We start from the raw sequence: 25,509 nt of genomic DNA on the forward strand, positions 1-25,509 counted from the left end.
TTGTACTTGGGAGAATTGGATGAAAATCGCAAAAAACACCGTCGTATCGGTCACTTACAAGCTGTCGGACGCACAGGGCAATCTGATCGAGGAAAGCGACGAGCCGATGGTCTATCTGCACGGCGGCTATGATGGCACGTTCCCCAAGATCGAGGAACAGCTCGACGGCCACGAGGCGGGCTACCAGGCGCAGATCCAGCTCGAGCCGGAGGACGCGTTCGGCGACTACGATCCCGAACTCGTGAAGATCGAGCCGCGCGATCGTTTTCCCGAGCCGCTCGAAGTGGGCATGCAGTTCGAAGGCACGCCGGAAGACGCCGACGAGGAAGTCGATTCGCTGATCTATACGGTCACCGATATCGCCGAAGACAAGGTCGTGCTCGACGGCAATCACCCGCTGGCGGGCATGGCGCTGCGTTTCGCGCTGACCGTGAAGGACGTTCGCGAAGCCACCGAAGACGAAATCGAGCACGAGCACGCGCATGGCGCGGAAGGGCTCGAGATCGTCGACGAGGATGACGACGAGGACGGCGAAGCGCCGTCAGGGCGTACGCTGCACTGAGCTTGCCGGCAGGCCCGGCGCCGGCCCTGATCCGGGGGGCGGTGCCGGCGACGACGCGCCGCCCGGTGCGGCGCCGTCGCCCTGCAACGGCGGCGCGACCGACGACGCGTCGGGCAGCGCCGGCAGCGCAGGGATTTCCGGCATCTGTGGCAGCGGCACGTCGTCGCGCGGCACGAGCGGCAGCGTGGGCGGCACCGGCAGGTTCTTCGGCACCTCCTGCAGGCTCACGTTGAAGATCGTCTGCCGCGCGGGCGATACGGTCACCTTGACCCACTGGTTCGCCGGGTGGCGCGGTCCGATCGCGACGCGCGTCACGTTTCCTACCAACTCACCGTCGTCGGCATGCAGCGGACGGTCGATCAGAAAGCCGTTCGCCAGCGGTTCGCCGCTCGCGTGCATCACCAGTATCGGGCCGCGGAACGTCGCCGCCGCCTTCACCAGCGTTCGTTTCAGTTCACGGAAGCCGTCGCGCACGCGCGGCCGATTGAAACGCAGCCACGCGAAGCGCTCCGAGCGTTCGTAGCGTTCGAACTGCGGATCGCCCTCGAAAATCACCACCATCGCGCGGGCTTCGCGCCGCTTCGCATATTCGGCGGCGTGGTCGACCCAGAAGCCGTTTGCGATGATGCGGTCCTCGAATTCGCCGTTGCGGCCGCCCGCCGTCAAATAATGGTTGTTCGGTGCCGGCGCATTGAGTGCGACGTAGACGATGTCGTCGCGCATCCAGCGTGCGTTCTCGCGATATGGCCGGAACCGCGCGACTTCGCTCTCCCGCGTAATCTGCAGCGCACCGGGGTCGGGCAGCGCCGACTCGGCGAGCAGGGTCTGTCGCAGGAAATCGAGCCGCTCGACCGGATCGTAACCGCCGCCGGCCGCGGTGTTGCATGCGATCCAGTCGTCGTGGCCGGGAATGAACACGAGCGGGATGCGCGCCGAATCCAGGATCGCGCCGCGCTGCGAATACAGCGTGTCGCGGCATGCTTCCTTCGGGCCTTTGAGGTCGCCCGCGTAGACCGCGAACGCGAGATTGCGCTCGCGTGCGATCGCATCGAGCAGCCGCTGCGCGGCCGGTTCGTCCGCCGGCCCGTTGATGACGCCCGACACGACCGCGAACGAGTAGGGCGCGGCGCTGCGCTTGGGCGGCGCGGCCAGCGCACCGGCCTGCGCCAGCGCAAGCAGTGTCGCGGCGAGCGCGGCGGCGGCGCGGGCCGGCAGGCGCCGCGAGATGCGCTTACGCGTGCCCGTCGGCATCGTGCGACCGGACCAGCGTGCGCAGCTCGTACAGCAGGTCGAGCGCCTCGCGCGGCTTGAGATCGTCAGGATCGATGTCGCGCAGCTTTTCGAGCGCCGGGTGCGGCGCGTCGGGCAGCGCCGGCGCGTCCGCGCATTCGAGATCGTCGATGGCCGCCGGCGGCGCGCTGAAGAGGTCGAGCTGCGGCGTGTGCTGGGAGGCCGACTGCTGTTCGAGATATGCGAGGTGCTTGCGCGCGGCGCGGATCACGGGCGCCGGGACGCCCGCGAGCTGTGCGACCTGAAGGCCGTAGCTCTGGTTCGCCGGGCCTTCGTTGACCGCGTGCAGGAATACGATTCCGTGGCCGTGCTCGACCGCCGACAGGTGGACGTTGGCCGCCTGCGGGAATTCGGCCGGCAGTTGCGTCAGCTCGAAGTAGTGCGTCGCGAACAGCGTGTAGCACGCGTTGTGCGCCAGCAGGTGGCGCGCGATGGCCCAGGCGAGCGCGAGGCCGTCGAAGGTCGACGTGCCGCGGCCGATCTCGTCCATCAGCACGAGGCTTTGCGGCGTCGCGTCGTTGAGGATCGCCGCGGCTTCGGTCATCTCGACCATGAACGTCGAGCGGCCGCCCGCGAGATCGTCGGCCGCGCCGATGCGCGTGAAGATCCGGTCGATCGGGCCGAAGCACGCCGATTTCGCCGGCACGTAGCTGCCGACGTACGCCATCAGCGCGATCAGCGCGGTCTGCCGCATGAACGTGGACTTACCGCCCATGTTCGGCCCGGTGATCAGCAGCAGCTTGCGATCGACGCCGAACCGGCAGTCGTTCGCGATGAACTGCTCGACCTGCGCTTCGACGACCGGATGGCGCCCCTGCTCGATTTCGATGCCGATCTCGTCGGTGAAGGTCGGCGCGACCCAGTCGAGCGCGCGCGCACGTTCGGCGAACGCGGCCAGCAGGTCGAGTTCGGCGAGGGCCGATGCGACGCGCTGGCACTCGGGGATGAACGGCAGCAGCGCCTGCAACACCGAGTCGTACAGCGCGCGCTCGCGTGCCAACGCGCGCTCCTGTGCGGACAGCGCCTTGTCCTCGAAGGTTTTCAGTTCCGGCGTGATGTAGCGCTCGGCGTTCTTCAGCGTCTGGCGGCGGCGGTAATCGTCGGGCACCTTGTCGGTCTGGCCGCGCGTGACCTCGATGTAGAAGCCGTGCACCTTGTTGTATTCGACGCGCAGGTTCGCGATGCCGGTGCGCGCTCGCTCGCGCGCTTCGAGATCGATCAGGAACTGCCCGCAGTTCTCGGAAATGTCGCGCAGCTCGTCGAGCTCGGCATCGTAGCCGCGCGCGATCACGCCGCCGTCGCGCACCATCGCGGCCGGCTCGGTGGCGATCGCGCTCGTCAGCAGGTCGAGGCATTCGGCGGGCGGCGCGAGCGCCGCGTCGACGCGCGCGAGCGCATCCGCGTTCGCGACGATCGCGCCGATGCGCTCGCGCAGCGCCGGCAGCGCGGCGAACGTGTCGCGCAGGCTCGACAGGTCGCGAGGGCGCGCGGACAGCAGCGCGAGACGACCGGTGATCCGTTCGACGTCGGCGATCTGGCGCAGCGCGCTGCGCAACGCATCGAGGCTCGCGTTGGCCGGTGCATCGAGCAGCGCGCCGATCGCCTGCTGGCGCGACTGCGCGGCAACCGAGGCGCGCGGCGGATGATGCAGCCAGTGGCGCAGCAGGCGGCTGCCCATCGTCGTGCAGCAGGTGTCGAGCAGCGAATACAGCGTAGGCGACTCGGTGCCGCGCAGCGTCTCGGTCAGTTCGAGGTTGCGGCGCGTGGCCGGATCGAGGCCGATGTATTCGGTTTCGTTCTCGACCTTCAGGCTGCGCACGTGCCGCAGTTGCTGGCCTTGTGTGGCCGCTGCGTAGAGCAGCAGCGCGCCGGCCGCGCCGCATGCGCTCGTCAGCGAATGCGCGCCGAAACCGTCGAGGCTCGCGACGTCGAGCTGGTCGCACAGGCGCTGCGTGCCCGACGCAATGTCGAAGTGCCAGGCCGGCACGCGCTTGCTTGCGCCCGCGCCGGCGGGAATGGCGTCGGTTGCACCGTCCGGCGTCAGGATTTCGGCTGGCCGGATGCGTTCGAGCGCGGCGGCAAGCTGTTCGGGCTCGATTTCGGCGAGCCGCAATGCGCCGCTTGCGAGGTTCAGCCACGCGAGGCCGATATTGACCGCGACGCCGCGCTTGTTGTGGCCGGTGCACATCGCGAGCAGGTAGACGTCGTTCTTGTCGGACAGCAGCGCGGCATCGGTCAGCGTGCCGGGTGTGACGACGCGTACGACCTTGCGCTCGACCGGGCCTTTCGACGTGGCCGGATCGCCGATCTGCTCGCAGATCGCGACCGATTCGCCCATCTTCACGAGCTTCGCCAGATACTGCTCGACCGCGTGATGCGGGACGCCGGCCATCTTGATCGGCGTGCCGGCCGACGCGCCGCGCTGCGTGAGGGTCAGGTCGAGCAGGCGTGCCGCTTTTTCCGCATCCTCGAAGAACAGTTCGTAGAAGTCGCCCATCCGGTAGAAGACGAGCGTGTCCGGATGATCGGCCTTGATGCGCAGGTACTGCTGCATCATCGGGGTATGGCCGGCAAAGGCCTCGGGCGACAGCGTGGTCATAGGTCAGGCATGAAGTTGTTGCTTGGGTTGCCCGAGTTTACCAGTGGCTTCGACGTCCACGCGCGAAGTTCGCCGTTTGGCCAGGTGCGGGGGATGGCGAGCGGCAGCGGGCGATGCCTACTTGCTCTCGTCCAGCGCGTCGTTCCAGACCTTCGCGCCCCGCTCGTGCGAGGCAACGCCGTTGAAGAACGACTCGATGGCGGCGCTCATATCGAAGTCGCCACACTTGTCCCACAAGACGAGTTTGGGCTTGTGTACACGGAAGTTGCCGGTGCTCTTCGGCGTGTATGCGACCGCAATGGCTGCCCTTGCCGACGGGAAAGCGTAGGACCGCGCTTCCAGAACGATCGCATCGAGCTTTTTGCCATCGGGAGTCGCGAGCCGGCCGTCGTACGCCAGCACGCCGTCGCTTGCGTTGGACGGATTGCTCTCGAGACGCTTTCGGCCTTGCTCGACTGCTTCGCCTGCATCGTCGAACACCAGCCGCTCGATTTTCCGCTGACCGTCGTCCGTCTGAAATGCTGCGATAGGGACAAGGCCATCTGCGTCGGAGACACACCAGACGGCATGCGCCGCAATAAAACCAGCGAGTTCGAAGGCAGTGAGCATGATGGTGGGGGCGGATAGGTCAGAGTCGAGCGCTCATGTGGCCGGGAAAGTTGCTTTCGGTTGCACGAGTTTACCAGCGGTCCAAACGGGACCGCTCGCAGTTCGCCATTCGGGCGGTCGTCGGCGATGGCGATCGGCTGCCTTGTGAAAGACGTGCTCACGCGACTGCCGACCCACACAGCGTCCGACGTCGCCGGACTGCTTCCGCATCGTTGGATACCCCGCGCCACCAAACTGGCAAGACGGGTTCACCGGTGCCTACAATCAGATCAATGCGTGCGCCGATTCCGAAGGACTTTCCCCGCGCCTGTATCGGCGACTCGATTTCGTCTTGCGCGCGCCGCCGCGTCGATTACCTTGGAGCAACAGGAGAACCCGATGATCAAAGTCAGTGTCATGTACCCGTACGCCGCAGGCGCGCGATTCGATCATGCTTACTATCGCGAGCGGCATATGCCAATGGTGAAACAGCGCCTCGGCGCCGCATGCCTGTACTACACGGTGGACAAGGGAATCGCCGGTGGTGCGCCGGGCATGGATCCCGTGTACGTGGCCAAGTGCGACTTCGTCTGCACTTCCTTCGAAGCTTTCCAGGCAGCCCGCGATCCGCATGCGCAGGAGATCATGGCCGACATCGCCAATTACACGGATATACGACCCGTGCTGCAAATCAGCGAGGTGGTCGTGGAGCGTTCGGAAACCTGACCCACGTTCCGATCATTGGGGGCGAGCGGGCAGAATCAGATCCGTCCAGAAAACGCCATGACCTGTGAAACGATTGGCAGACTGCGTCATCCGGTCCATCGGTCTTTCTACTGGCCGATACGCTCGGGACTTACACCAATTCGCGTCGCAAAACTGAAACTCGGGCCAGTGTCGACGAGATCGGTGTGCTACGCTGAGACGTCGATATATAAATACAATAGATTAACGGGGCACGAACATGAAGCAGGCCATGCAGGATGTTGGGGGAGCGTCCGCGCAAAGTACGCCAGTGTCGCCCATGACCGCGGTCGCGGCCAAGTCGGAGCGGATCGATCCGATCGAGCTTGGCGCTCGCGTGTCTTCAGTGACCGTGCTGGGCGCATTCGCTTATCTGATTTATATGCAGTGGCGATTGAACCCGAGCCGGATCACGCTGATCCTGCTGTTGATGTCCGCGGGACTGACCGTCGGAATGTCGGCTTTTGCGAAATTGCCGACGCGGCGGGACTGGCATCCCGTCGCGGTGTGCTTTTCTCTTGGCGGGTCGTTCTATTACCTGGCCTATCAATTGACCGCCAGTACGCAACTGATTCCGGAATGGGCAGGGGGCGTCTGGCAAATTGCCGGGATTGCGTGGCAACTGTTCGCGAAGCTGTCGCTGGGGCGCTCGTTCGGCCTGCTGCCGGCCAATCGCGGGGTCGTTTCGACGGGGGCATACCGGTTCATGCGTCATCCGATCTATGCCGGTTACCTGCTGTCCGAAATCGGTTTTCTGCTCTCCAACTTCAGTATCCGAAACCTGCTCGCGATCGGCATCTGGATGCTGCTGCAGATCGGGCGAATCGTCATGGAGGAGAGGGTGTTGTCGGAAGACGCGGATTATCGTGAGTACAGGACGAAGGTGCGGTACCGGTTGATGCCAGGCGTGTTTTGACGGGAAGGCCGAAAGCGCGCAACGGCCGGGCGCCGATCGCGCGCATGGGCGCGGCGGACACGCGAAAGCCGGCGCGCTCGGGTCACGGACCTTCGCGCGCCGGCCCCGTATCGCAAATCAGGACGCGTGCGCCGACGTCAGGCTGAGCGCCACCGCCTGCGCGACCTCGATCCCGTCGATCGCTGCCGAATAGATGCCGCCCGCATAGCCGGCGCCTTCGCCGGCCGGATACAGGCCTTCGACGTTCAAACTCTGGTAGTCGTCCTTGCGCCGAATCCGGATCGGCGACGACGTGCGCGTTTCCACGCCGGTGAGCACGGCATCGTGCATCGCGAAGCCGGCGATTTTCTTGTCGATCTCGGGCAGCGCTTCGCGGATCGCTTCGATCGCATAGTCCGGCAGCGCGGTGCTGAGATCGGTCGGATTCACGCCGGGCTTGTACGACGGTTCCACGGTGCCCAGCGACGTCGACGGCCGGCCCGCGATGAAATCGCCGACCAGTTGGCCCGGCGCGCGGTAATCGCCGCCGCCGAGTTCGAATGCGCGTTCTTCCCATTTGCGCTGGAACGCGATGCCGGCGAGCGGGCCGCCCGGATAGTCGTCCGGCGTGATGCCGACGACGATGCCCGCATTCGCATTGCGCTCGGCGCGGGAATACTGGCTCATTCCGTTGGTGACCACGCGGCCGGGCTCCGAGGTCGCGGCGACCACCGTGCCGCCCGGGCACATGCAGAAGCTGTAGACGGCGCGCCCGTTGCTTGCGTGGTGGACCACCTTGTAGTCGGCCGCGCCGAGTTGCTTGTGGCCCGCGAACTTGCCGAAGCGGCTGCGATCGATCAGCCCCTGCGGATGTTCGATGCGAAAACCCAGCGAGAACGGCTTGGCTTCGATGTAGACGCCGCGGTCGTGCAGCATCTGGAACGTGTCGCGCGCGCTGTGGCCCACGGCCAGCACCACGCGGTCGCACCGCAGCGTTTCCCCGTTCGACAGCTTGAGTGCGCGCACCTTGCCCTGGTCGATTTCGATATCGTCGACGCGGGTTTCGAAACGCACTTCGCCGCCGAGTTCGTGGATCGACGCGCGCATTTTTTCCACCATGCTGACGAGTCGGAACGTGCCGATGTGCGGCCGGCTCAGATACAGGATGTCCTCGGGGGCGCCGGCCTTGACGAATTCGTCCAGCACCTTGCGGCCATAGTGGTTCGGATCCTTGATCTGGCTGTACAGCTTGCCGTCGGAAAACGTCCCCGCGCCGCCTTCGCCGAACTGCACGTTGGATTCCGGGTTGAGCACGCTCTTGCGCCACAGGCCGAAGGTGTCCTTGGTGCGCTCGCGCACGGCCTTGCCGCGTTCGAGAATGATGGGACGGAAGCCCATCTGCGCGAGGATCAGCCCTGCGAACAGCCCGCACGGCCCCATGCCGATGACGACGGGGCGCAGGAAGTCGGCGTGCTCGGGCGCCTTCGTGACGAAGTGATACGTCATGTCGGGCGTCACGCCGCAATGCGGCTTGCCGGCGATGCGCTTGAGCGCGGCTGCCTCGTCGGTGACTTCGACATCGACGATGTACGTGAGCTTGATGTCGGCGCGCTTGCGTGCGTCGTGCGCGCGGCGGAACACGGTGTAACGGAGCAGCCCGTCTGCCGCCACGCCTAGCTCGGCGAGGCGCGCGCGAATCGCGGCCTCGAGCGCGCTGTCGGGGTGGTCGAGGGGAAGTTTGATTTCGCTTAGCCGTAACATGGGGACTCGGATGCGATTGCCACGGCGCCGTGGCGGTGTTGATACAGGCGGGGCCGGCATGCCGGCGGCGTTGTTCGCCGTGCGGGCATGCCGGACGCAAACCATGCGCTGTCGTTGCGGGACAAGCGGCGCGAGCGGCAGTACGCCGACCCGTGCGGGCAACTCGAGCAACTTCAGGATAGGCGCACGAAGCGACCCGTGTGCACGGAAGATTGTCCCGCGTGTCGGGCGATCGGCGCGCCATCGTGGCGATGCCGCGCGCGCGGTTTGCGCAAAAGCCGCGCCACGCGGGCGCGGCCCGGGCTTATTCCGCTGCCGGATGCACGCGGCTGTAGCGGTTCAGGATCGGGATCATCTGCGCGTAGATCTTCGGGTTCGCGGCGACGATCTCGTGGCGATGCAGGAAATCGGCGTCGCCCGTGTAGTTGCCGACGAGGCCGCCGGCCTCGGTGATCAGCAGGCTGCCCGCCGCCATGTCCCACACGTTGATGCCTTGCTCGAAGAATGCGTCGAGGCGGCCGGCCGCGACGTTCGCGAGGTCGAGGGCCGCCGCGCCCGGGCGGCGCAGGCCCGTGCAGGCCTGCGTCATCTCGGTGAAGAGGCGCGCGTATGCGTCGAGGCCGTCCTTCTCGCGGAACGGGAAGCCCGTGCCGACCAGCGCGTCCGACAGGCGATCGCGGCGGCCGACGCGGATGCGGCGGTCGTTCAGGTACGCGCCGCGGCCGCGGGTGGCCGTGAACAGGTCGTTCTTGTTCGGATCGTAGACGACGGCCTGCGTGACGATGCCCTTGTGCTCGAGCGCGATCGATACGCAGTAGTACGGGAAGCCGTGGATGAAGTTGGTCGTGCCGTCGAGCGGATCGATGATCCACTTGAATTCGGATTCGTTCTCCGATTCGCCCGATTCCTCCGCGAGGATCGCGTGGTCGGGGTAGGCGGTCTTCAGCGTCTCGATGATCGCGTCTTCGGCGGCCTTGTCCACTTCGGTGACGAAGTCGTTCTGCTGCTTCTTGCGGATCTCGATCAGGTCGAGATCGAGGGACGCGCGATTGATGATCTGTCCGGCGCGGCGCGCAGCCTTGACAGCAATATTGAGCATGGGATGCATGAGCCTAGATCCTGTAGCCGGCGGCACGGGCCGCCACGAAGTGGGACAACCGCCCGGTACGGCGCAAGCGTGCCGGGACGAGGTGAGACGCGAATTGACAAAGAGCGGGGTACGACCCGCGCTGCGCGGAGCGCAACGCGTAAAGGCATGATTTTACCCGATTTTCGGCGGTTTCAGGCGAGCGGCATGCGGGGAAACCCCCACTGGCCATCCGGACGAGTGGGTTTGCGGGAGCGATGGCGATACCATACGGCCATTCTGATGAACCGAGTCGTATCGTAGTGGAAACCTCGCAGAACCCCGCCGCGCCGTCCGAATCGGGCGCGGCCTCGTCCTTGCCGCCGTCCGGCGGCTTCACGTCCACCCGTTTCGTGCTCGTCGAGCCGAGCCATCCCGGCAACGTCGGGGCGGCCGCCCGCGCGCTGAAGACGATGGGCTTCTCGCGCCTCGTGCTGGTCGCGCCGCGCGTGCCGCACGTGCAGAGCGACCCCGAAGCGATCGCGATGGCCAGCGGCGCGGACGACGTCCTCGCGTCCGCGCACGTCGTGCCGACGCTCGGCGAAGCGCTGTCCGGCGTTCACTGGTCGATCGCGCTGACTGCGCGCACGCGCGAATACGGGCCGCCGCGCCTCGCGCCGCGCGCGGCCGCCGCGCAGGCGAGCGCGCAGGTCGGCACGGGCGACATCGCGCTCGTGTTCGGCAACGAGCGCACCGGCCTCGCGAACGAGCATGTCGAGCAGTGCAGCGCGCTCGCGCACATTCCGGCCAACCCGGCCTACAGTTCGCTGAATCTCGCGCAGGCCGTGCAGGTGCTCGCATACGAGTTGCGTGTCGCGTTTCTCGAGCAGGCGAGCGAGCCGCCGGCGCAGCCGCAGGCCGAAGCGGGCACGCTCGCGCAGAGCGACGAAATCGAGCGGATGTACGTGCACCTCGAGAACGCACTGATCGCGCTCGACTTCCTCGATCCGCGCAATCCGAAGAAGCTGATGCCGCGGCTGCGGCGCCTGTTCGCGCGCACGGGCCTCGAGCGCGAGGAGGTCAACATCCTGCGCGGCGTCGCCAAGCATATCCTGCTGAAATCGGGCAAGCCGGGCGGCGACGCGTAAGGGGCCGGCGCTCCGATTGCCGGGCGCGGGGGCGTTCGCCGGCGAATGCGGCGTGTGGCCGAACAGGCCATGCAGCGACCGACAGGCAACGCCGAACCCGCTGTTTCTCCCGATCGCCCCGCCGCGGAAACCCCGCCGCAGCAAGTGTCCCGGCCGAATACCCGTGCCGGCCGCGGGGTGAACGCGCGGCCGCGTGCGGCCCGCCGCGACTGGCCCTACAATCGCCGAACCTCATAAGCAAATGACCCGGCGCGATAACGGCCGGCATTGCCGGCGATGCGCGCCGGCCTTTTCCCGGATCACATCATGTTCACGAGACTGCGCGAAGACATTGCAACGATTCGCGAGCGGGATCCCGCCGCTCGCAGTGCGTGGGAAGTGCTGACCTGTTATCCGGGGCTGCATGCGCTCGTGCTGCACCGTTTCGCGCATGCATGCTGGCGTGCGAAACGCTACTGGCTCGCGCGGTTCGCGTCGCAGGCAGGCCGGTTCCTGACCGGGATCGAGATCCACCCCGGCGCGACGATCGGCCGGCGCGTGTTCATCGATCACGGCATGGGTGTCGTGATCGGCGAGACGGCGATCGTCGGCGACGACTGCACGATCTATCAGGGTGTGACGCTGGGCGGCACGTCGCTCACGCGCGGCGCGAAACGCCACCCGACGCTCGAGGCCGGCGTGATCGTCGGCGCGGGCGCGAAGGTGCTCGGCGGGTTCACGGTCGGCGCGGGCGCGAAGATCGGCTCGAACGCGGTGGTCGTCAAGCCGGTGCCGGCGGGCGGCACGGCGGTCGGCAATCCTGCGCGCATCGTGATGCCGGCGCAGCCGAAGCCGCAACCCGAACGCGCGGCATTTTGCGCATACGGGATCACGCCGAACGCCGACGATCCGATGTCGCTCGCGATTCACGGGCTGATCGATCACGCGGCGAAGGAAAGCCGCCGCGTCGACGAGATCGTCGCGGCGCTCGAGCGGCTCGGCACGCATCTGGAAACGCTGCAGGGCGCCGACGCGGCGGGCCTCGACCTGCGCAGGCTATCCGCGGTGCTGGAAGGCAAGACGGTCGAACGCCAGATGTAACGAACGGGAAGCGCGCCGACGGCTGCTGTCGGCGCGGCAGCGGCGGCGTCAGTCGAGCGGCATCGCGTGGATGCCTTCCGCATCGACGCGCAGGTAGCCGCCGCGCGGCGTGCCGTGATCGAGATCCCAGTCGGGCAGCACCCAGCGGATTCCGCCCGGTTCCGTGTGGCGCGCGGGGCGGTGCGTGTGGCCGTGAATGATCACGCTCGCGCGGCTTTTCCGGAACAGCGCGGCCACGCCTTCCCGCGTGACGTCGTAGAGGGCCGAAGCGGGGCGCATGCGGCCCGCTTCGCTGGTCGAGCGCATGCGTTGCGCGAGCGCGCGGCGCCAGCGGAACGGCCACGCGAGAAACAACCATTGCGCGACGCGGTTGCGCGCGAAGCGACGGAACATCTGGTAGCCGCGGTCGGCCGTGCATTGCGCGTCGCCGTGCGCGAGCACGATGCGCTGGCCGAACGCGACGATCAGCGAAGGATCGGGCAGCAGCATCGCGCCGGCGGCCTTCATGAAGCGCCGGCCGAGCAGGAAATCGCGGTTGCCGTGCATCACGTAGAGCGCGATGCCGCGTTCCGAGAACGTGTGCATCAGCGCGGCCATGCGCGCGGCGAACGGATCGTCGTCGAGGATGTCGTCGCCGATCCAGTATTCGAACAGGTCGCCGAGGATGAACACCGAATCGGCGCTGTCGGCGGTGTATCTCACGAAATGCTCGAACGCGGCGACCGTCTTCGGAATCGCTTCGCTCAGGTGCAGATCGGAGAGAAACAGGAACGGGCGTGCGGCTTGCGCGTACTCGCGCTCGCCCGGCACGCCCGCGGAGACGCTTCGCGGCGGACTCTCCTGCAACATCGAAGTGCCTCCGTAACGACTGCGCGTCAGACCACCACGGCCTTCTCGATCACGACGTCGTCGGTCGGCACGTCCTGGTGGAAGCCGGCGTTGCCCGTCTTGACGCCCTTGATCTTGTCGACCACGTCCTGGCCTTCGACGACCTTGCCGAACACCGCGTAGCCCCAGCCCTGCGGCGTCGGCGACGAGTGGTTCAGGAAGTCGTTGTCGTTCACGTTGATGAAGAACTGGGCGGTCGCCGAATGCGGATCGTTCGTGCGCGCCATCGCGATCGTGTAGTTGTCGTTCTTCAGGCCGTTGTTCGCTTCGTTGTCGATCGGCGCATCGGTCGGCTTCTGCTTCAGGCCCGGCTCGAAGCCGCCGCCCTGGATCATGAAGCCGTTGATCACGCGATGGAACACGGTGCCGTCGTAATGGCCCTTCTTCACGTAGTTCAGGAAGTTCTCGACCGTCTTCGGTGCCTTCGCGGCGTCGAGTTCGAGCTTGATCACGCCGTGGTTCGTATGCAGTTCAACCATGATGAATTCCTTCGGTGAGGCGGTTTAAATGGCACGCGGCCGGTCGTGCGACGCGGCCGCGTGAGGCGCCGGACGTGCCGGCAGGTCACTACTTCGAGACGATGCTCGCGGATTCGATCACGATCGGCTGGGCCGGCACGTCCTGCATCGGGCCGCGCGAGGTCGTCGCCACGCCTTCGATCTTCTTCACGACGTCGAGACCCGACACGACCTTGCCGAACACCGCATAGCCGTTGCCGTCCGGGTTCGGGTAGTCGAGGCCGCTGTTGTCGACCGTATTGATGAAGAATTGCGCGGTAGCCGAATTCGGGTCGCTGGTGCGCGCCATCGCGATCGTGCCCGTCAGGTTCTTCAGACCATTGCGGCTCTCCAGCGGGATCGGCGCGCGGGTCGGCTTCTCCTCGAAGTTGGTCTTGTAGCCGCCGCCCTGGATCATGAAGCCCTTGATCACGCGATGGAAGATCGTGCCGTTGTACTGGCCGGACTTCACGTAATCGAGGAAGTTGGCGACGGATTTCGGCGCCTTCTCCGGATAGAGCTCGACGCGGATGTCGCCCTGCGAGGTCTTCAGCTGCACGACGGGGTGCGCGGTGGCCGTTTGCGCGAACGCGGGTGCGGTCGCGAGAAGGGCGGCGCCGCCAAGCGCCAGCAACAGACGTTTCATTGCGATCCTCAGGTTGGGAGGGGAAGGAAGGTCGCGCCGCTTATTTCGACGGCGCGACGTACGGCGCCGCCAAGGCGCCCGACGGACCGCTGAACTGGAACGTCGGCGACATCGGCAGCGTGGTGGTGCTCACGTTCGCGGCGGCGCGCTCGGTGTAGTCGCGCGTGGTCGGCGTCGTCGCGCGGGCGTTCGGCGCGGCCTTCGACGGCGACACGATCTTCTGGAGATCGGCGAGGCGCTGCGCGGTCGCGCCGCTCGTGCGACCGAGCGATTGCGCGCGCTTGTACGATTCGGCCGCGAGCCGCAGGTACAGATCGCCGAGGTTCTCGTACGCGAGCGAGTAGCTCGGGTTCGATTGCGTCGCGGTGACGAGCGCGGTGCGCGCTTCGTCGTAGCGGCCGTGCTTCGCGTAGAGCGCCGCGAGGTTGTTGTACGGCTCGGGCAGTTCGGGGTACGCCTGCGTGATCGCGACGAATTGCTGGATCGCGTCGTCGTCGCGGTTCAGGCGGGCCAGCACGGTGCCGCGCTTGAACTGCGCCTGCACGTCGTGCGGGTTCGACGCGATGCGTGCGTCGAGCTGCGCGAGCGCCTGCTTCCACTGCTTGCCGGCGATCGACGCGTCGATTTCGGGGGTGCCGTCGGCGACGGCCGGGGCCTTTTGCGCATGCGCCGCGGGAGCCGCGAAAAGCGTCAGCGCGACGCCCATGACGGTGGTCGCAACGAGGGTCGCAGCGCTCGGCGCGCGGCCGCGATGAGGTTTCATAGGCGTAAATCGGAATGTTATACTCCGAGCCATTCTAACAAAACGTCTGCGCGTTCCGGCGAGCGTCAGACAGTCTTTCTTAGCCTCTCGTGGCCGTCACCGCTGTGCTTGCAGCCTGACCGCCCCATGTGATATCGAGGACGCGCGGCCTGGCGCCGCGGCAGATGGTCCGTCCGTTTCGCATGCTGGGCGAGCTTCGCCAGGGCGGTTTCCTTCGGCTCACGGTTCATCTCTATGGAATCACTGCGCATCTACAACACGCTCGCGCGTGACAAGCAAGTTTTCGTGCCGCGCCAGTCCGGCGAAGTGCGGATGTACGTATGCGGGATCACCGTCTACGACTATTGTCACGTGGGCCACGCGCGCATGCTGGTCGTGTTCGACCTCGTCCAGCGCTGGTTGCGTGCGATCGGCTATCGGGTCACGTATGTGCGTAACATCACCGACATCGACGACAAGATCATCCGCCGCGCGGTCGAGAACGGCGAGACGATCAAGTCGCTGACCGACCGCTTCATCGGTGCGATGCACGAGGACGAAGCCGCGCTCGGCATCCAGCGGCCCGACATCGAGCCGCGCGCGACGCAGTTCATCCCGCAGATGCTCGGCATGATCGAGACGCTCGAGACGAACGGCTATGCATACCAGGCGACCGACGGCGACGTCAATTACTCGGTGCGCAAGTTCACGAACTACGGGAAGCTGTCGGGCAAGTCGCTCGACGATCTGCGTGCGGGCGAGCGCGTCGCCGCGAACGACGCGAAGGAAGATCCGCTCGACTTCGTGCTGTGGAAGCGCGCGAAGCCGGAAGATCCGGAAGGCGCGTCGTGGGCGTCGAAGTACGGGATGGGTCGCCCGGGCTGGCACATCGAGTGCTCGGCGATGGGTTGCACGCTGCTCGGCAATCATTTCGACATCCACGGCGGCGGGCAGGATCTGCAATTCCCGCACCACGAGAACGAGATCGCGCAGAGCGAAGGCGCGACCGGCGAGACGTTCGTCAATTACTGGATGCACAACGGCTTCGTGCAGGTCGACAACGAGAAGATGTCGAAATCGCTCGGCAACTTCTTCACGATCCGCGAAGTGCTCGAGCGTTACGATGCGGAAGTCATGCGCTTCTTCATCGTGCGCACGCACTACCGTTCGCCGCTCAATTACAGCGACGTGCACCTCGACGATGCGCGCGCATCGCTCACGCGTCTGTACACCGCGCTGAAGGACGTCGACGCCGATACGCTCGCGCTCGACTGGAACGAGCCGCACGCGCAGCGTTTCGCGGCCGCGATGAACGACGATTTCAACACGCCGGTCGCGGTGGCGACGCTGTTCGAGCTGGCGGGTGAAGTCAACCGCACGCGCGATGCGTCGCTCGCGCGGCAACTGAAACAGTTGGCGGGCCTGCTCGGCCTGCTGGGCCGCGAACCGCGCGCGTTCCTGCAGCAGGCGTCGGGCGCCGCGCAGGCGGGCGGGCTCGCTGCCGACGAGATCGAAGCGAAGATCGCCGCGCGCGTCGCGGCGAAGCAAGCGAAGGACTATGCCGAAGCGGACCGGATCCGGGCGGAATTGCTCGAAGCCGGCATCGCACTTGAAGACAAACCGGGCGGATCGACCGAATGGCGTCGCGTATGAGCGCGGCGCGTTCCACTGACCGATCCGTCAGGTAGGAGGCAAGATGGCAACGGCCAGAAAAGCGCCGGTCAGGCGCGCGACCCCGGTCGCCGCGCGTCCGGCAGCCAAGCGCGTACCGGCGACGAAGGCGGACGCGACGCGCGCCGTGCCGAACGGCGCGCTGAACGGTCATGCGCAGCCCGCGGCCGCGCCGCCGGCCGCCGACACGGCCCGCAAGACACGTACGTCCGAAGCGGACGGCGAGGAGGTCGTCGTGCGTCCTGCCTATTGGGACAAGGCGTGCGCGGACCTTGTCAAGCGCGACCGGATCCTGAAGAAGCTGATTCCGAAGTTCGGCCCCGCGCATCTCGTGAAGCGTGGCGACCCGTTCGTCACGCTCGCGCGCTCGGTCGTCGGCCAGCAGATTTCGGTGCCGTCCGCCCAGTCGCTGTGGGCGCGCATCGAGGACGCCTGTCCGAAACTCGCGCCGCAACCGGTGATCCGGCTCGGCGCGGACAAGCTGATCGCGTGCGGGTTGTCGAAGCGCAAGACGGAATACATCCTCGATCTCGCGCAGCATTTCGTGTCGGGGGCGCTGCACGTCGACAAATGGACGTCGATGGACGACGAGGACGTGATCGCGGAACTCACGCAGATCCGCGGCATCAGCCGCTGGACGGCCGAGATGTTCCTGATCTTCAACCTGTCGCGGCCGGACGTGCTGCCGCTCGACGACCCGGGCCTGATCCGTGCGATCAGCGTCAATTACTTCAGCGGGGAACCCGTCACGCGCAGCGAGGCGCGCGAGGTGGCAGCCAACTGGGAGCCGTGGCGCACCGTCGCGACCTGGTACATGTGGCGCAGCCTCGATGCGCCCGACGCCGACGCCTGAGCGTCGGCTATCGGGTTTTAAACATCAATAGTTGAGAGCCGGTTTTGAGCGTCGCCCGCGCGGGTAGAATACGCGCTGCCGCAAGACCCAAGGATTCGAACACATGAAGACCACGTTTCTGGATTTCGAACAGCCGATCGCCGAACTCGAGGCCAAGATCGAAGAGCTGCGATTCGTGCAGGACGACTCGGCTGTCGATATTTCGGAAGAAATCGAGCGGCTGTCGAAGAAAAGCCAGCAACTGACGAAAGACCTCTATGCGAACCTGTCGCCGTGGCAGGTTTCGCAGATCGCGCGGCACCCGCAGCGTCCGTACACGCTCGATTACGTTGCGGAGCTGTTTACCGATTTTCACGAGCTGCATGGCGACCGCGCGTTCGCGGACGATCTGTCGATCGTTGGCGGTCTCGCACGCTTCGGCGGCCATCCGTGCATGGTGATCGGTCACCAGAAGGGCCGCGACACGAAGGAGCGCGCCGCGCGCAACTTCGGGATGCCGCGCCCGGAAGGCTATCGCAAGGCCGAACGCCTGATGCGTCTGGCCGAGAAGTTCGGGCTGCCGATCTTCACGTTCGTCGACACGCCGGGCGCGTACCCGGGCATCGGCGCGGAAGAGCGCGGCCAGTCGGAGGCGATCGGCCGCAACCTGTACGTGATGGCCGAGCTGAAGACGCCGATCATCACGACGGTGATCGGCGAGGGCGGCTCGGGCGGCGCGCTCGCGATCGCGGTGGCCGACACCGTGATGATGCTGCAGTTCTCGACCTACTCGGTCATCTCGCCGGAAGGCTGCGCGTCGATCCTGTGGAAGAGCGCCGCGAAGGCGCCGGAAGCGGCGGAAGCGCTGGGTCTGACCGCGCACCGCCTGAAGGCGCTCGGCCTGATCGACAAGATCATCAACGAGCCGCTCGGCGGCGCGCATCGCGATCCGAAGGGCATGGCCGCGCTGCTGCGCCGTGCGCTGGCCGATTCGCTGCGCCAGTTCCAGGGCATGAGCATCGATGCGCTGCGCGAGCGCCGCTTCGAGCGCCTGATGGCCTACGGCAAGTTCAAGGAAACCACGCCCGGCGCATGACCGGCTGCGTATTCCATTCGCGCGCCGCTGCGCGCGCGTCCCGCTCGTGATCCCGCCCACCGAATTCTCCGCCGACCGTGTCGTACTCGACGCGGTCGGCGTTGCGCTTTCCGGCCTGCCGCCGGATGCGCGCATCGCGATTGCCTACAGCGGCGGCCTCGATTCGACGGTGCTGCTCGATGCGGCCGTGCGTGTCGCGGGTGCATCGCGCTGCGTCGCGCTGCACGTGCATCACGGCCTGAGCGCGAACGCCGATGCATGGGTCGCGCATGCCGAAGCGGAGGCGGCACGGCTCGGTGTCGCATTCGAATCGATGCGCGTCGACGTGCCGCGCGACAGCGGGCTCGGTATCGAGGCGACGGCGCGCGAGCGTCGCTACGCGGCGCTCGACGAGATGGGCGAGCGCCACGGCGTGGCGGCGCTGTGGCTCGCGCAACACGCGGACGACCAGGCCGAGACGGTGCTGCTGCAACTGTTGCGCGGGGCGGGAATCGCGGGGCTTGCCGCGATGGCGCCGCGATATCGCCCCGACGGCACGCGCATCGAGCGTGTGCGTCCATTGCTGCGACTGTTGCGCGCACAACTCGAGCGCTATGCGGAGCAGCACGCGCTCGCGTGGATCGACGACGAATCGAACGGCGATACGCGCTATGCGCGCAATGCGCTGCGCATCGACGTACTGCCGGCGCTGGCCGTGCATTTCCCGGGCTTTCGCGACGCGCTCGGTCGCGCCGCCCAGCATGCGGCGGCCGCTCAGCGGCTGCTCGACGATCTGGCCGAGCTGGATTTCGCCGTCGCCGCGCGCGATGACGGTCGGGCGCTGTCGCGCGATGCGCTGGTCGCGTTCGACGACACGCGAGGTGCGAACCTGCTGCGCTTCTGGATGCGTCGGCTCGGTTTGCCGGGCGCGTCGGCTGCCCGGCTTGCCAACATGATGCGGCAACTGCGCGCGGCACACGACGCGCATGCGCTGCGCGTCGATCACGCGGGGCAGTGCCTGCGGCTCTATCGCGACGTCGTCTACTGGGAAGCGGGCGACAGCAGCGAACCGGCCGACGATGGCGCGGGGACGTCGCAACCGGAGGCGGCGCTCGCATGGGACGGACAGGAAGTGTGGCGCCTGCCGGGATGGCGCGGCACGTTCGTGTTCGCGCCGGCCGACGCAGGCAGTGCCGACGCGGTGCCGGAAGGATTGCTGCGCGGCGCGCGATTGGCGGCGCGCGCCCGGGCCGGCGGCGAACGGATGCGTACGTCGCCGGGCGGGCCGGGCCGGACGCTGAAGAACCTGTTCCAGGAGCGCGGCGTGCCGGCGTGGCAGCGCGACGTGCCGCTGCTGTTCGCGGGCGACCGACTGATCTACGTGCCGCGGCTGGGCATCAATCGCGACATCGACGTGCCTGAGGACGCGGCGCCCGGCGCCCCCGCATGGCGCCGGATCGAATGGCGCCCTGACCTGTTGATCGCCTAGCGGCGGCGGGCTGCCGGCGGCGCGATGGCGTGCCCTTTTTCACCATTCGGTAAACAGCACCGGAACGGCCGCCGACACGGCGCGCGGCTTGTCAAGCGGGCTTCTATCGGGTACGCTCAGTCGTTTGCTCGGCTCGATTTTTGAGCGTTTTGTGCAGGTTTTCCGCGTGACGTACCCGGTTTGCGCGGCCTGATCGGCCTTCCGGGCAAAATCCGTCACGCTTGCGTGTTGCGTCCCAGCCGTCCCCCTCGTCGTCCGTCCACAGCCACAAGCCGCGTGACCGAACGGCTCCGCGGCCTGCCCAGCGCGCCCGTGCGGTTTCTCCTCCAGTTCAGAACGACAATGGCACTCATCGTACACAAATACGGCGGCACTTCGATGGGCTCGGTCGAGCGCATCAAGAACGTCGCGAAACGCGTCGCAAAATGGCATCAAGCCGGGCACCAGATGGTGGTCGTGCCTTCGGCGATGTCCGGCGAAACCAACCGTCTGCTCGGTCTTGCGAAAGAGATTTCGAGCCAGCCGAGCCCGCGTGAGCTCGACATGATCGCGTCGACCGGCGAGCAGGTCAGCGTCGGCCTGCTGTCGATCGCGCTGCAGGAAATCGGCGTCGAGGCCGTGAGCTATGCCGGCTGGCAAGTGCCGATCAAGACCGACAGCGCATTTACGAAAGCACGCATTCACTCGATCGACGACGAGCGCGTGAAGGACGATCTGAACGCGGGCAAGGTCGTGATCATCACGGGTTTCCAGGGCGTCGACCCGGACGGTCACATCACGACGCTGGGCCGTGGCGGCTCGGATACGTCGGCGGTGGCGGTGGCGGCTGCGCTGGGTGCCGAAGAGTGCCTGATCTATACCGACGTCGACGGCGTCTACACGACCGATCCGCGTGTCGTCGAAGAGGCGCGCCGCCTCGATCGCGTCACGTTCGAGGAGATGCTGGAAATGGCGAGCCTCGGCTCGAAGGTCCTGCAGATCCGCTCGGTCGAATTCGCCGGCAAATACCAGGTGAAGACGCGTGTGCTGTCGAGCCTGACCGATCCGCTGATTGCGCTCGACGAGGAAATGCGCTCGGGCACCCTGATTACTTTTGAAGAAGACGAGACCATGGAAAAGGCAGTCATTTCCGGCATCGCGTTCCAGCGCGACGAAGCACGCATTGCGGTGATGGGCGTGCCCGACAAGCCGGGTATCGCATATCAGATCCTCGGCCCGGTGGCCGATGCGAACGTCGACGTCGACATGATCATTCAGAACCAGAGCGTCGAAGGCAAGACCGACTTCACGTTCACGGTCGGCCGCGGCGACTACCAGAAGGCGATGGACATCCTCACCAACCAGGTGCAGGGCCATGTGAGCGCCGAGCGCGTGCAGGGCGACCCGAAGGTGTCGAAGGTGTCGGTCGTCGGCGTCGGCATGCGTTCGCACGTGGGCGTCGCGAGCAAGATGTTCCGCACGCTGTCGGAAGAGGGCATCAACATCCAGATGATCTCGACGTCCGAAATCAAGATTTCGGTGCTGATCGACGAGAAATATATGGAGCTGGCCGTCCGCGCGCTGCACAAGGTATTCGAACTCGACCAGGCATCGTGAATTTTTCGTGATGCATTGAAGAAAATGCATCATGGAAATTGACGTACGGTTCGAAACCCTTTATTATCTCGTTCTCGTCGCACTGCCTCCCTGGTGCGAGCGAAAGTTTGGGAGACGTGGCCGAGAGGTCGAAGGCACTCCCCTGCTAAGGGAGCATCTGGGCCAAAACCTGGATCGAGGGTTCGAATCCCTCCGTCTCCGCCAAAAGCGGTGACAAAGCCCCGCAAGTTCTCGGACTTGCGGGGCTTTTTCTTTTTCAGCTTGAGGCTCGCCCAATTTCGCGAACCCGCCTCGACGCAGCGGACAGGTTGCCGCCGTCGATCGGCGCCTGCTAGTCCGGCACACGGATGTTGAACGGCTTGCCGGGTATCCAGGCCCACGTGGCAAGAACCTTCGCCCCTGCCGGCCCGGCAGTCGTCACGTGGACGACACCCGCCGGCATCCGATAACTCTCGCCCGCGTGAACGACCCGCGTGGGTTGACCGTCGACCTGCACCGTGACCTCGCCAGACAACACGTATGCAACCTCGGGCCCAGTCGCCTTGTGCCGCGGCTTCGAGGCGTTCGGGGGAAACTCGGCAATGCCCATGCCCATCTCGTGATCCGATCCCGGGACGGGAACGCGTTGCAAGACGACGGTGTCCTTGGCCGCGGGTGCCCGATCGGCGGCTTCGGCGAGCCGAGTGCTCGCCAGGGTCAACAAGATGAGAGGAAGGCAGCGATAGATTTTCATGGGACAGTCTCTGGCTAGCATTCGCCGTTGGCGCGTGACGGGAGAATCCGGTATGCGGAGGTCGCTCATTGATCGACCGCGTGCTCGCCGGCAAGGACGATCCCGACCGCTGGCCGGGGAACGAAGGAACGCAGCGAACGTACCGAAGCCACCGGTCGAGCCGGCTTTGCTGCGATCTGCACGGCGAGCGAGGAACTATGCCCACCGTCCGGCCCGTCGACAATCGAGAACATCTTGTCCAAGCCGAAAGAAAATCTTTCGGGAGAATGGAGCAGGTGACGCGTAGGGATATGACGTGGGAATCGTCCGCGAGCGACTTTGTCCGGCTAACCCGGGTCTATCGGCATGCAATGGTCGACGGCTCCCTCACCGCGCGATCACTATCGTGCGATGACCCTGCGCGTAGGGAATTGCTCGAGATATCGGCGTTAGCGGGGCGGACCACGTGAAACCGGCAGGCGAGGGCAACGCTTTGCCTGGCTTGCGCTACGCGAAATAGATTGAAATAAAAATGAAAGTATCCGTGTAAGACGGAGAAGGCGGAGCGACCGCTGCACCGCGGAACGTCAGTCATGTCGTTCCAACCCTTTGAAATGATCGGTTGACGTCAAAAATGCGGCGCCGCGTCGATATGCGTCGCGTAGCGCATCGAGCAATACGAAAAATTACTCATAAAAATCAGAGAACTACGCCGGCACCCAAAAATAACGCTCTGCTGCGCTGCAGAAAATAATCAATCGTCTTATGCTGGTTAACCCGATCGCGTTTGAGTGACATCAAGTTTTCCAGTGATGCCGCTTTACATTTAGCCAACATTGGCGATTCACGAAATCTACCTGTCGATTTGATTTCGTTCCTTTCGTCGCGCCTGTCCCCGATGCAACGCGCGACCTCCTCAAGGCCTTGTTGACATGCATGATTTTCCCTTCCTGAGCCTGGCCATCTGGGTTCCGATACTGTTCGGCGCGGGATTGCTGCGCGCCGGTTCCGACCGGCATTCACACCGGATACGATTGATCGCGCTGGTCGGCGCGATTGCCGGGCTTGCGGCCGTCGTCCCGCTGATTGCCGGCTTCGACGCGCATTCGGCGACGATGCAGTTCGTCGAAAGACGCGACTGGCTGGCGGCGTTCAATGCCGGATGGCGGGTCGGCATCGACGGCGCATCGCTGTGGCTCGTCGTGCTGACTGCGTTCACGACGCTCGTGGTGGTGGTGGCGTCGTGGGAGTCGGTCACGGTGCGCGTCGCGCAGTACTACGCGTCGTTCCTGATCCTGTCGGGGCTGATGGTCGGCGTGTTCGTCGCGCAGGACGGGCTCCTGTTCTTCATCTTCTTCGAGGCGACGCTGATCCCGCTGTATCTGCTGATCGGCACGTGGGGGCGCGAGCGCCGCGTGTATGCGGCCGTGAAGTTCTTCTTCATCTCGTTCGCCGGCTCGCTGTTGCTGCTGATGGCGATGCTGTACCTGTACGCGCAGTCGCATACGTTCGACATGGCCGTGTGGCGCACGCTGCAGCTCGGCTTCGCGCCGCAGTTGCTGGTGTTCCTCGGTTTCTTCGCCGCGTTCGCGGTCAAGGTGCCGATGTGGCCGGTCCACACGTGGCTGAGCGACGTGTACACGGACGGTCCGACCGGTGCCGCGCTGATGCTCGCGATGCTCAAGCTCGGCGGTTACGGATTCCTGCGCTTCGCGCTGCCGATCACGCCCGACGCGAGCCACTTCTTCGCGCCGGCCGTGATCGCGCTGTCGCTGTTCGCGATCGTCTACGCGAGCCTGATCGCACTCGCGCAGACCGATCTCGGCAAGCTGCTCGCGTATTCGACGGTCGCGCACATGGGGATCGTCACGCTCGGGCTGTTCCTGTTCAACCGGATCGGCGTCGAAGGCGCGATCGTACAGCTCGTGTCGTACGGCTTCGTGGCGGGCGCGATGCTGTTGTGCGTGAACGTGCTCGTGGATCGCACCCGGCAGCGTGAGATAGCGGCGTACGGCGGCGTGGCGGGCGTGATGCCGCGTTTCGCGACCTTCACGCTGCTGTTCGCGATGGCCAACGTCGGCCTGCCGGGCACGTCGGGGTTCGTCGGCGAGTTCATGGTGATCATGGGCGCGATCCGCTTCAACTTCTGGATCGGCGCGATCGCGGCGCTCACGCTGATCCTCAGCGCGTCGTACACGCTATGGATGCTCAAGCGCGTGGTTTTCGGCAAGGTATCGAGCCAGCGGATCGCGAAGCTCGCCGACTTGAATCGTCGCGAGATCGTGATGTTCGCGTCGCTCGCACTGATCGTGCTGGCAGTCGGCATCGATCCGAAGCCCTTCACCGATGCGATCGATCCGACCGTCGGCAAGCTGATCCAGGAAGCGAGCCGTTCGAAAGTGCCGGCAGGGGACGGCCCCGCGCAGGCGCTGCCGTCGTACATGGCATCGACGCACGACTGATCGCGGCGCACCGAGCCGCGCCGCTCGAGCGGGCCGCATCGCGCGGCGAGCATCGTTGCGCACGCATCGATCGAGGCCCGGCACGGGGCGTGCCGGGCTCGCTCCCGGCTGCGTGAAATTGCCCCGCGACAATGTGACTCACGGCAGATTTTGCAATGATGATTTGCCGCATGCACCGGTTTTTCATCGCACCCGCGCGACGTATGATTCGGCCAATTTCGTGAATCGAATGCGCATCGGGCATACGCAAACGGATTCAATGACCCTCGGGCGGTGTGATGAAAAGAAGCGTTTCAAGGGGCTGGACGGCGCTGATGTCAAGCGGCGCGGCGTTGAGCCTGTCAGGTTGTAATTTAGATGTACTAAATCCGAAAGGAAGCGTCGGCGCCGCCGAAAAGGCGCTGATCGCCACCTCGACGTGGGCGATGCTGATCGTCGTCGTGCCGGTGATCCTGCTCACGCTGTGGTTCGCGTGGCGTTATCGCGCGTCCAATCGCAGTGCCACCTACGCGCCGAACTGGTCGCACTCGACCGCGATCGAGGTCGTGATCTGGACGGTGCCGACGCTGATCATCCTGTTCCTCGGCGTGCTCACGTGGAAGACCACGCACGAGCTCGATCCGTACAAGCCGCTCGAATCGGCGGTGAAGCCGATCGACGTCGAGGTGGTCGCGCTCGACTGGAAGTGGCTGTTCATCTATCCGGAACTCGGCATCGCGTCGGTGAACCAGCTCGCGATTCCGGTCGGCACGCCGGTGAACTTCCGCATCACGTCGGATTCGGTGATGAATTCGTTCTTCATCCCGCAGCTCGGCGGCCAGGTCTACGCGATGGCCGGCATGCAGACGCGCCTTCACCTGATCGCCGACGAGCCCGGCAACTACGCGGGCACGTCCGCCAACTTCAGCGGCCGCGGTTTTTCCGACATGAAGTTCCGCACGCTCGCCGAGCCGCGCGAGCAGTTCGATGCGTGGGTGCAGAAGGTGAAGGCGTCGCCGGACCGGCTCGACGCGACGATGTACGGCGGCGTCGCGCAGCCGAGCGAGAAGGCGCCGGTGCGCTACTTCTCGTCGGTCGACCCGCGGCTCTTCCACAACATCATCGCGAAATACAACGATGGCCACGTCCTCGACCTGAAGGACGCCGCCTGCGGCACGAAGGGGTAA

Annotated in this window: 22 protein-coding genes and 1 tRNA gene; 13 read left to right on the top strand and 10 right to left on the bottom strand. The window is 65.7% G+C overall.

Annotation, left to right across the window (positions count from 1 at the left end):
- Positions 1-19: 19 nt before the first annotated feature.
- Entirely contained in the window at positions 20-562 is a 543-nt protein-coding gene (locus tag WT97_RS26395; RefSeq protein WP_034207726.1) for a peptidylprolyl isomerase, read from the top strand.
- Here the strand turns inward: WT97_RS26395 and WT97_RS26400 are convergent.
- From WT97_RS26400 to WT97_RS26410, 3 genes are all read right to left on the bottom strand, one after another.
- On the bottom strand, positions 542-1,813 hold the full coding sequence (locus WT97_RS26400; protein ID WP_179949813.1) for a hypothetical protein: 1,272 nt from the start codon (positions 1,811-1,813) through the stop codon (positions 542-544). The genes WT97_RS26395 and WT97_RS26400 overlap by 21 nt on opposite strands.
- A complete protein-coding gene (mutS, locus tag WT97_RS26405) occupies positions 1,794-4,451 on the bottom strand; it encodes a DNA mismatch repair protein MutS (RefSeq protein ID WP_059790511.1) in 2,658 nt (885 codons plus the stop codon). The genes WT97_RS26400 and mutS overlap by 20 nt, the downstream gene beginning before the upstream one ends.
- A 117-nt stretch (positions 4,452-4,568) precedes the next feature.
- Entirely contained in the window at positions 4,569-5,060 is a 492-nt protein-coding gene (locus WT97_RS26410) for a hypothetical protein (protein ID WP_156440326.1), read from the bottom strand.
- A 378-nt stretch (positions 5,061-5,438) separates the two neighbouring features.
- Between WT97_RS26410 and WT97_RS26415 the strand changes: the two genes are divergently transcribed.
- Together WT97_RS26415 and WT97_RS26420 are read left to right on the top strand one after the other, a co-directional pair.
- The gene (locus WT97_RS26415; RefSeq protein WP_034207723.1) at positions 5,439-5,765 is read left to right on the top strand and encodes an EthD family reductase; all 327 of its coding nucleotides are present in this window, start codon (positions 5,439-5,441) and stop codon (positions 5,763-5,765) included.
- A gap of 238 nt (positions 5,766-6,003) precedes the next feature.
- Positions 6,004-6,699, top strand: a complete 696-nt coding sequence (locus tag WT97_RS26420) for an isoprenylcysteine carboxylmethyltransferase family protein (RefSeq protein WP_060354673.1) — start codon at positions 6,004-6,006, stop codon at positions 6,697-6,699.
- 117 nt (positions 6,700-6,816) lie between these two features.
- Here the strand turns inward: WT97_RS26420 and WT97_RS26425 are convergent, their stop codons facing one another.
- Together WT97_RS26425 and WT97_RS26430 are read right to left on the bottom strand one after the other, a co-directional pair.
- Positions 6,817-8,439, bottom strand: coding sequence for an NAD(P)/FAD-dependent oxidoreductase (locus WT97_RS26425; protein ID WP_059505806.1), 1,623 nt, complete (start codon positions 8,437-8,439; stop codon positions 6,817-6,819).
- Positions 8,440-8,743: 304 nt separating this feature from the next.
- A complete protein-coding gene (locus WT97_RS26430; RefSeq protein WP_059505808.1) occupies positions 8,744-9,547 on the bottom strand; it encodes an inositol monophosphatase family protein in 804 nt (267 codons plus the stop codon).
- Between the two features lie 281 nt (positions 9,548-9,828).
- Between WT97_RS26430 and WT97_RS26435 the strand changes: the two genes are divergently transcribed.
- Entirely contained in the window at positions 9,829-10,653 is an 825-nt protein-coding gene (locus WT97_RS26435) for an RNA methyltransferase (protein ID WP_060034479.1), read from the top strand.
- Between the two features lie 306 nt (positions 10,654-10,959).
- Positions 10,960-11,733 (top strand): serine O-acetyltransferase, encoded by a 774-nt coding sequence (cysE, locus tag WT97_RS26440; RefSeq protein WP_257127380.1) that lies wholly within the window; start codon positions 10,960-10,962, stop codon positions 11,731-11,733.
- A 48-nt stretch (positions 11,734-11,781) separates the two neighbouring features.
- On the opposite strand, the gene WT97_RS26445 is transcribed toward cysE, so the two are convergent.
- From WT97_RS26445 to WT97_RS26460, 4 genes are all read right to left on the bottom strand, one after another.
- A complete protein-coding gene (locus WT97_RS26445; protein WP_060354674.1) occupies positions 11,782-12,582 on the bottom strand; it encodes a UDP-2,3-diacylglucosamine diphosphatase in 801 nt (266 codons plus the stop codon).
- 26 nt (positions 12,583-12,608) lie between these two features.
- Positions 12,609-13,100: a peptidylprolyl isomerase gene (locus WT97_RS26450; RefSeq protein WP_006483987.1), complete on the bottom strand. Its 492-nt coding sequence runs from the start codon at positions 13,098-13,100 to the stop codon at positions 12,609-12,611.
- A gap of 88 nt (positions 13,101-13,188) precedes the next feature.
- Entirely contained in the window at positions 13,189-13,764 is a 576-nt protein-coding gene (locus tag WT97_RS26455; RefSeq protein WP_059505814.1) for a peptidylprolyl isomerase, read from the bottom strand.
- Positions 13,765-13,804: 40 nt separating this feature from the next.
- Positions 13,805-14,527: a tetratricopeptide repeat protein gene (locus WT97_RS26460; RefSeq protein WP_060034481.1), complete on the bottom strand. Its 723-nt coding sequence runs from the start codon at positions 14,525-14,527 to the stop codon at positions 13,805-13,807.
- 234 nt (positions 14,528-14,761) lie between these two features.
- Between WT97_RS26460 and cysS the strand changes: the two genes are divergently transcribed.
- From cysS to WT97_RS26490, 6 genes are all read left to right on the top strand, one after another.
- The gene (gene cysS / locus WT97_RS26465; protein WP_059505818.1) at positions 14,762-16,159 is read left to right on the top strand and encodes a cysteine--tRNA ligase; all 1,398 of its coding nucleotides are present in this window, start codon (positions 14,762-14,764) and stop codon (positions 16,157-16,159) included.
- A gap of 43 nt (positions 16,160-16,202) precedes the next feature.
- A complete protein-coding gene (locus WT97_RS26470) occupies positions 16,203-17,030 on the top strand; it encodes a DNA-3-methyladenine glycosylase (RefSeq protein ID WP_060354675.1) in 828 nt (275 codons plus the stop codon).
- Between the two features lie 103 nt (positions 17,031-17,133).
- Positions 17,134-18,105 carry an acetyl-CoA carboxylase carboxyltransferase subunit alpha gene (locus WT97_RS26475; RefSeq protein WP_006478433.1) on the top strand — a complete coding sequence of 324 codons (972 nt, stop codon included), beginning with the start codon at positions 17,134-17,136 and terminating at the stop codon, positions 18,103-18,105.
- Between the two features lie 46 nt (positions 18,106-18,151).
- The gene (gene tilS, locus WT97_RS26480; RefSeq protein ID WP_060354676.1) at positions 18,152-19,573 is read left to right on the top strand and encodes a tRNA lysidine(34) synthetase TilS; all 1,422 of its coding nucleotides are present in this window, start codon (positions 18,152-18,154) and stop codon (positions 19,571-19,573) included.
- A 342-nt stretch (positions 19,574-19,915) separates the two neighbouring features.
- Positions 19,916-21,169, top strand: a complete 1,254-nt coding sequence (locus tag WT97_RS26485) for an aspartate kinase (protein WP_011549493.1) — start codon at positions 19,916-19,918, stop codon at positions 21,167-21,169.
- Positions 21,170-21,279: 110 nt separating this feature from the next.
- Positions 21,280-21,373 (top strand) — tRNA-Ser (locus WT97_RS26490).
- A 127-nt stretch (positions 21,374-21,500) separates the two neighbouring features.
- Here WT97_RS26490 and WT97_RS26495 read toward each other — a convergent pair.
- Positions 21,501-21,902 carry a cupin domain-containing protein gene (locus WT97_RS26495; protein WP_059506093.1) on the bottom strand — a complete coding sequence of 134 codons (402 nt, stop codon included), beginning with the start codon at positions 21,900-21,902 and terminating at the stop codon, positions 21,501-21,503.
- A 911-nt stretch (positions 21,903-22,813) separates the two neighbouring features.
- Here WT97_RS26495 and WT97_RS26500 point away from each other — a divergent pair.
- Together WT97_RS26500 and cyoA are read left to right on the top strand one after the other, a co-directional pair.
- Entirely contained in the window at positions 22,814-24,343 is a 1,530-nt protein-coding gene (locus WT97_RS26500; RefSeq protein WP_059505824.1) for a NuoM family protein, read from the top strand.
- A gap of 278 nt (positions 24,344-24,621) precedes the next feature.
- Positions 24,622-25,509: a ubiquinol oxidase subunit II gene (cyoA, locus tag WT97_RS26510; RefSeq protein ID WP_034207708.1), complete on the top strand. Its 888-nt coding sequence runs from the start codon at positions 24,622-24,624 to the stop codon at positions 25,507-25,509.

The sequence above is a fragment of the Burkholderia sp. MSMB1459WGS genome (assembly GCF_001534535.1).
Lineage (GTDB): Bacteria > Pseudomonadota > Gammaproteobacteria > Burkholderiales > Burkholderiaceae > Burkholderia.

Coding starts and splice junctions, on each gene's coding strand:
- mutS (WP_059790511.1), bottom strand. CDS start 4,451: ATGACCACGCTGTCGCCCGAGGCCTTTGCCGGCCATACCCCGATGATG.
- WT97_RS26395 (WP_034207726.1), top strand. CDS start 20: ATGAAAATCGCAAAAAACACCGTCGTATCGGTCACTTACAAGCTGTCG.
- WT97_RS26485 (WP_011549493.1), top strand. CDS start 19,916: ATGGCACTCATCGTACACAAATACGGCGGCACTTCGATGGGCTCGGTC.
- WT97_RS26445 (WP_060354674.1), bottom strand. CDS start 12,582: ATGTTGCAGGAGAGTCCGCCGCGAAGCGTCTCCGCGGGCGTGCCGGGC.
- WT97_RS26420 (WP_060354673.1), top strand. CDS start 6,004: ATGAAGCAGGCCATGCAGGATGTTGGGGGAGCGTCCGCGCAAAGTACG.
- WT97_RS26400 (WP_179949813.1), bottom strand. CDS start 1,813: ATGCCGACGGGCACGCGTAAGCGCATCTCGCGGCGCCTGCCGGCCCGC.
- WT97_RS26455 (WP_059505814.1), bottom strand. CDS start 13,764: ATGAAACGTCTGTTGCTGGCGCTTGGCGGCGCCGCCCTTCTCGCGACC.
- cysS (WP_059505818.1), top strand. CDS start 14,762: ATGGAATCACTGCGCATCTACAACACGCTCGCGCGTGACAAGCAAGTT.
- WT97_RS26475 (WP_006478433.1), top strand. CDS start 17,134: ATGAAGACCACGTTTCTGGATTTCGAACAGCCGATCGCCGAACTCGAG.
- WT97_RS26450 (WP_006483987.1), bottom strand. CDS start 13,100: ATGGTTGAACTGCATACGAACCACGGCGTGATCAAGCTCGAACTCGAC.
- WT97_RS26425 (WP_059505806.1), bottom strand. CDS start 8,439: ATGTTACGGCTAAGCGAAATCAAACTTCCCCTCGACCACCCCGACAGC.
- WT97_RS26430 (WP_059505808.1), bottom strand. CDS start 9,547: ATGCATCCCATGCTCAATATTGCTGTCAAGGCTGCGCGCCGCGCCGGA.
- WT97_RS26495 (WP_059506093.1), bottom strand. CDS start 21,902: ATGAAAATCTATCGCTGCCTTCCTCTCATCTTGTTGACCCTGGCGAGC.
- WT97_RS26415 (WP_034207723.1), top strand. CDS start 5,439: ATGATCAAAGTCAGTGTCATGTACCCGTACGCCGCAGGCGCGCGATTC.
- cyoA (WP_034207708.1), top strand. CDS start 24,622: ATGAAAAGAAGCGTTTCAAGGGGCTGGACGGCGCTGATGTCAAGCGGC.
- WT97_RS26460 (WP_060034481.1), bottom strand. CDS start 14,527: ATGAAACCTCATCGCGGCCGCGCGCCGAGCGCTGCGACCCTCGTTGCG.
- WT97_RS26410 (WP_156440326.1), bottom strand. CDS start 5,060: ATGCTCACTGCCTTCGAACTCGCTGGTTTTATTGCGGCGCATGCCGTC.
- cysE (WP_257127380.1), top strand. CDS start 10,960: ATGTTCACGAGACTGCGCGAAGACATTGCAACGATTCGCGAGCGGGAT.
- WT97_RS26470 (WP_060354675.1), top strand. CDS start 16,203: ATGGCAACGGCCAGAAAAGCGCCGGTCAGGCGCGCGACCCCGGTCGCC.
- WT97_RS26500 (WP_059505824.1), top strand. CDS start 22,814: ATGCATGATTTTCCCTTCCTGAGCCTGGCCATCTGGGTTCCGATACTG.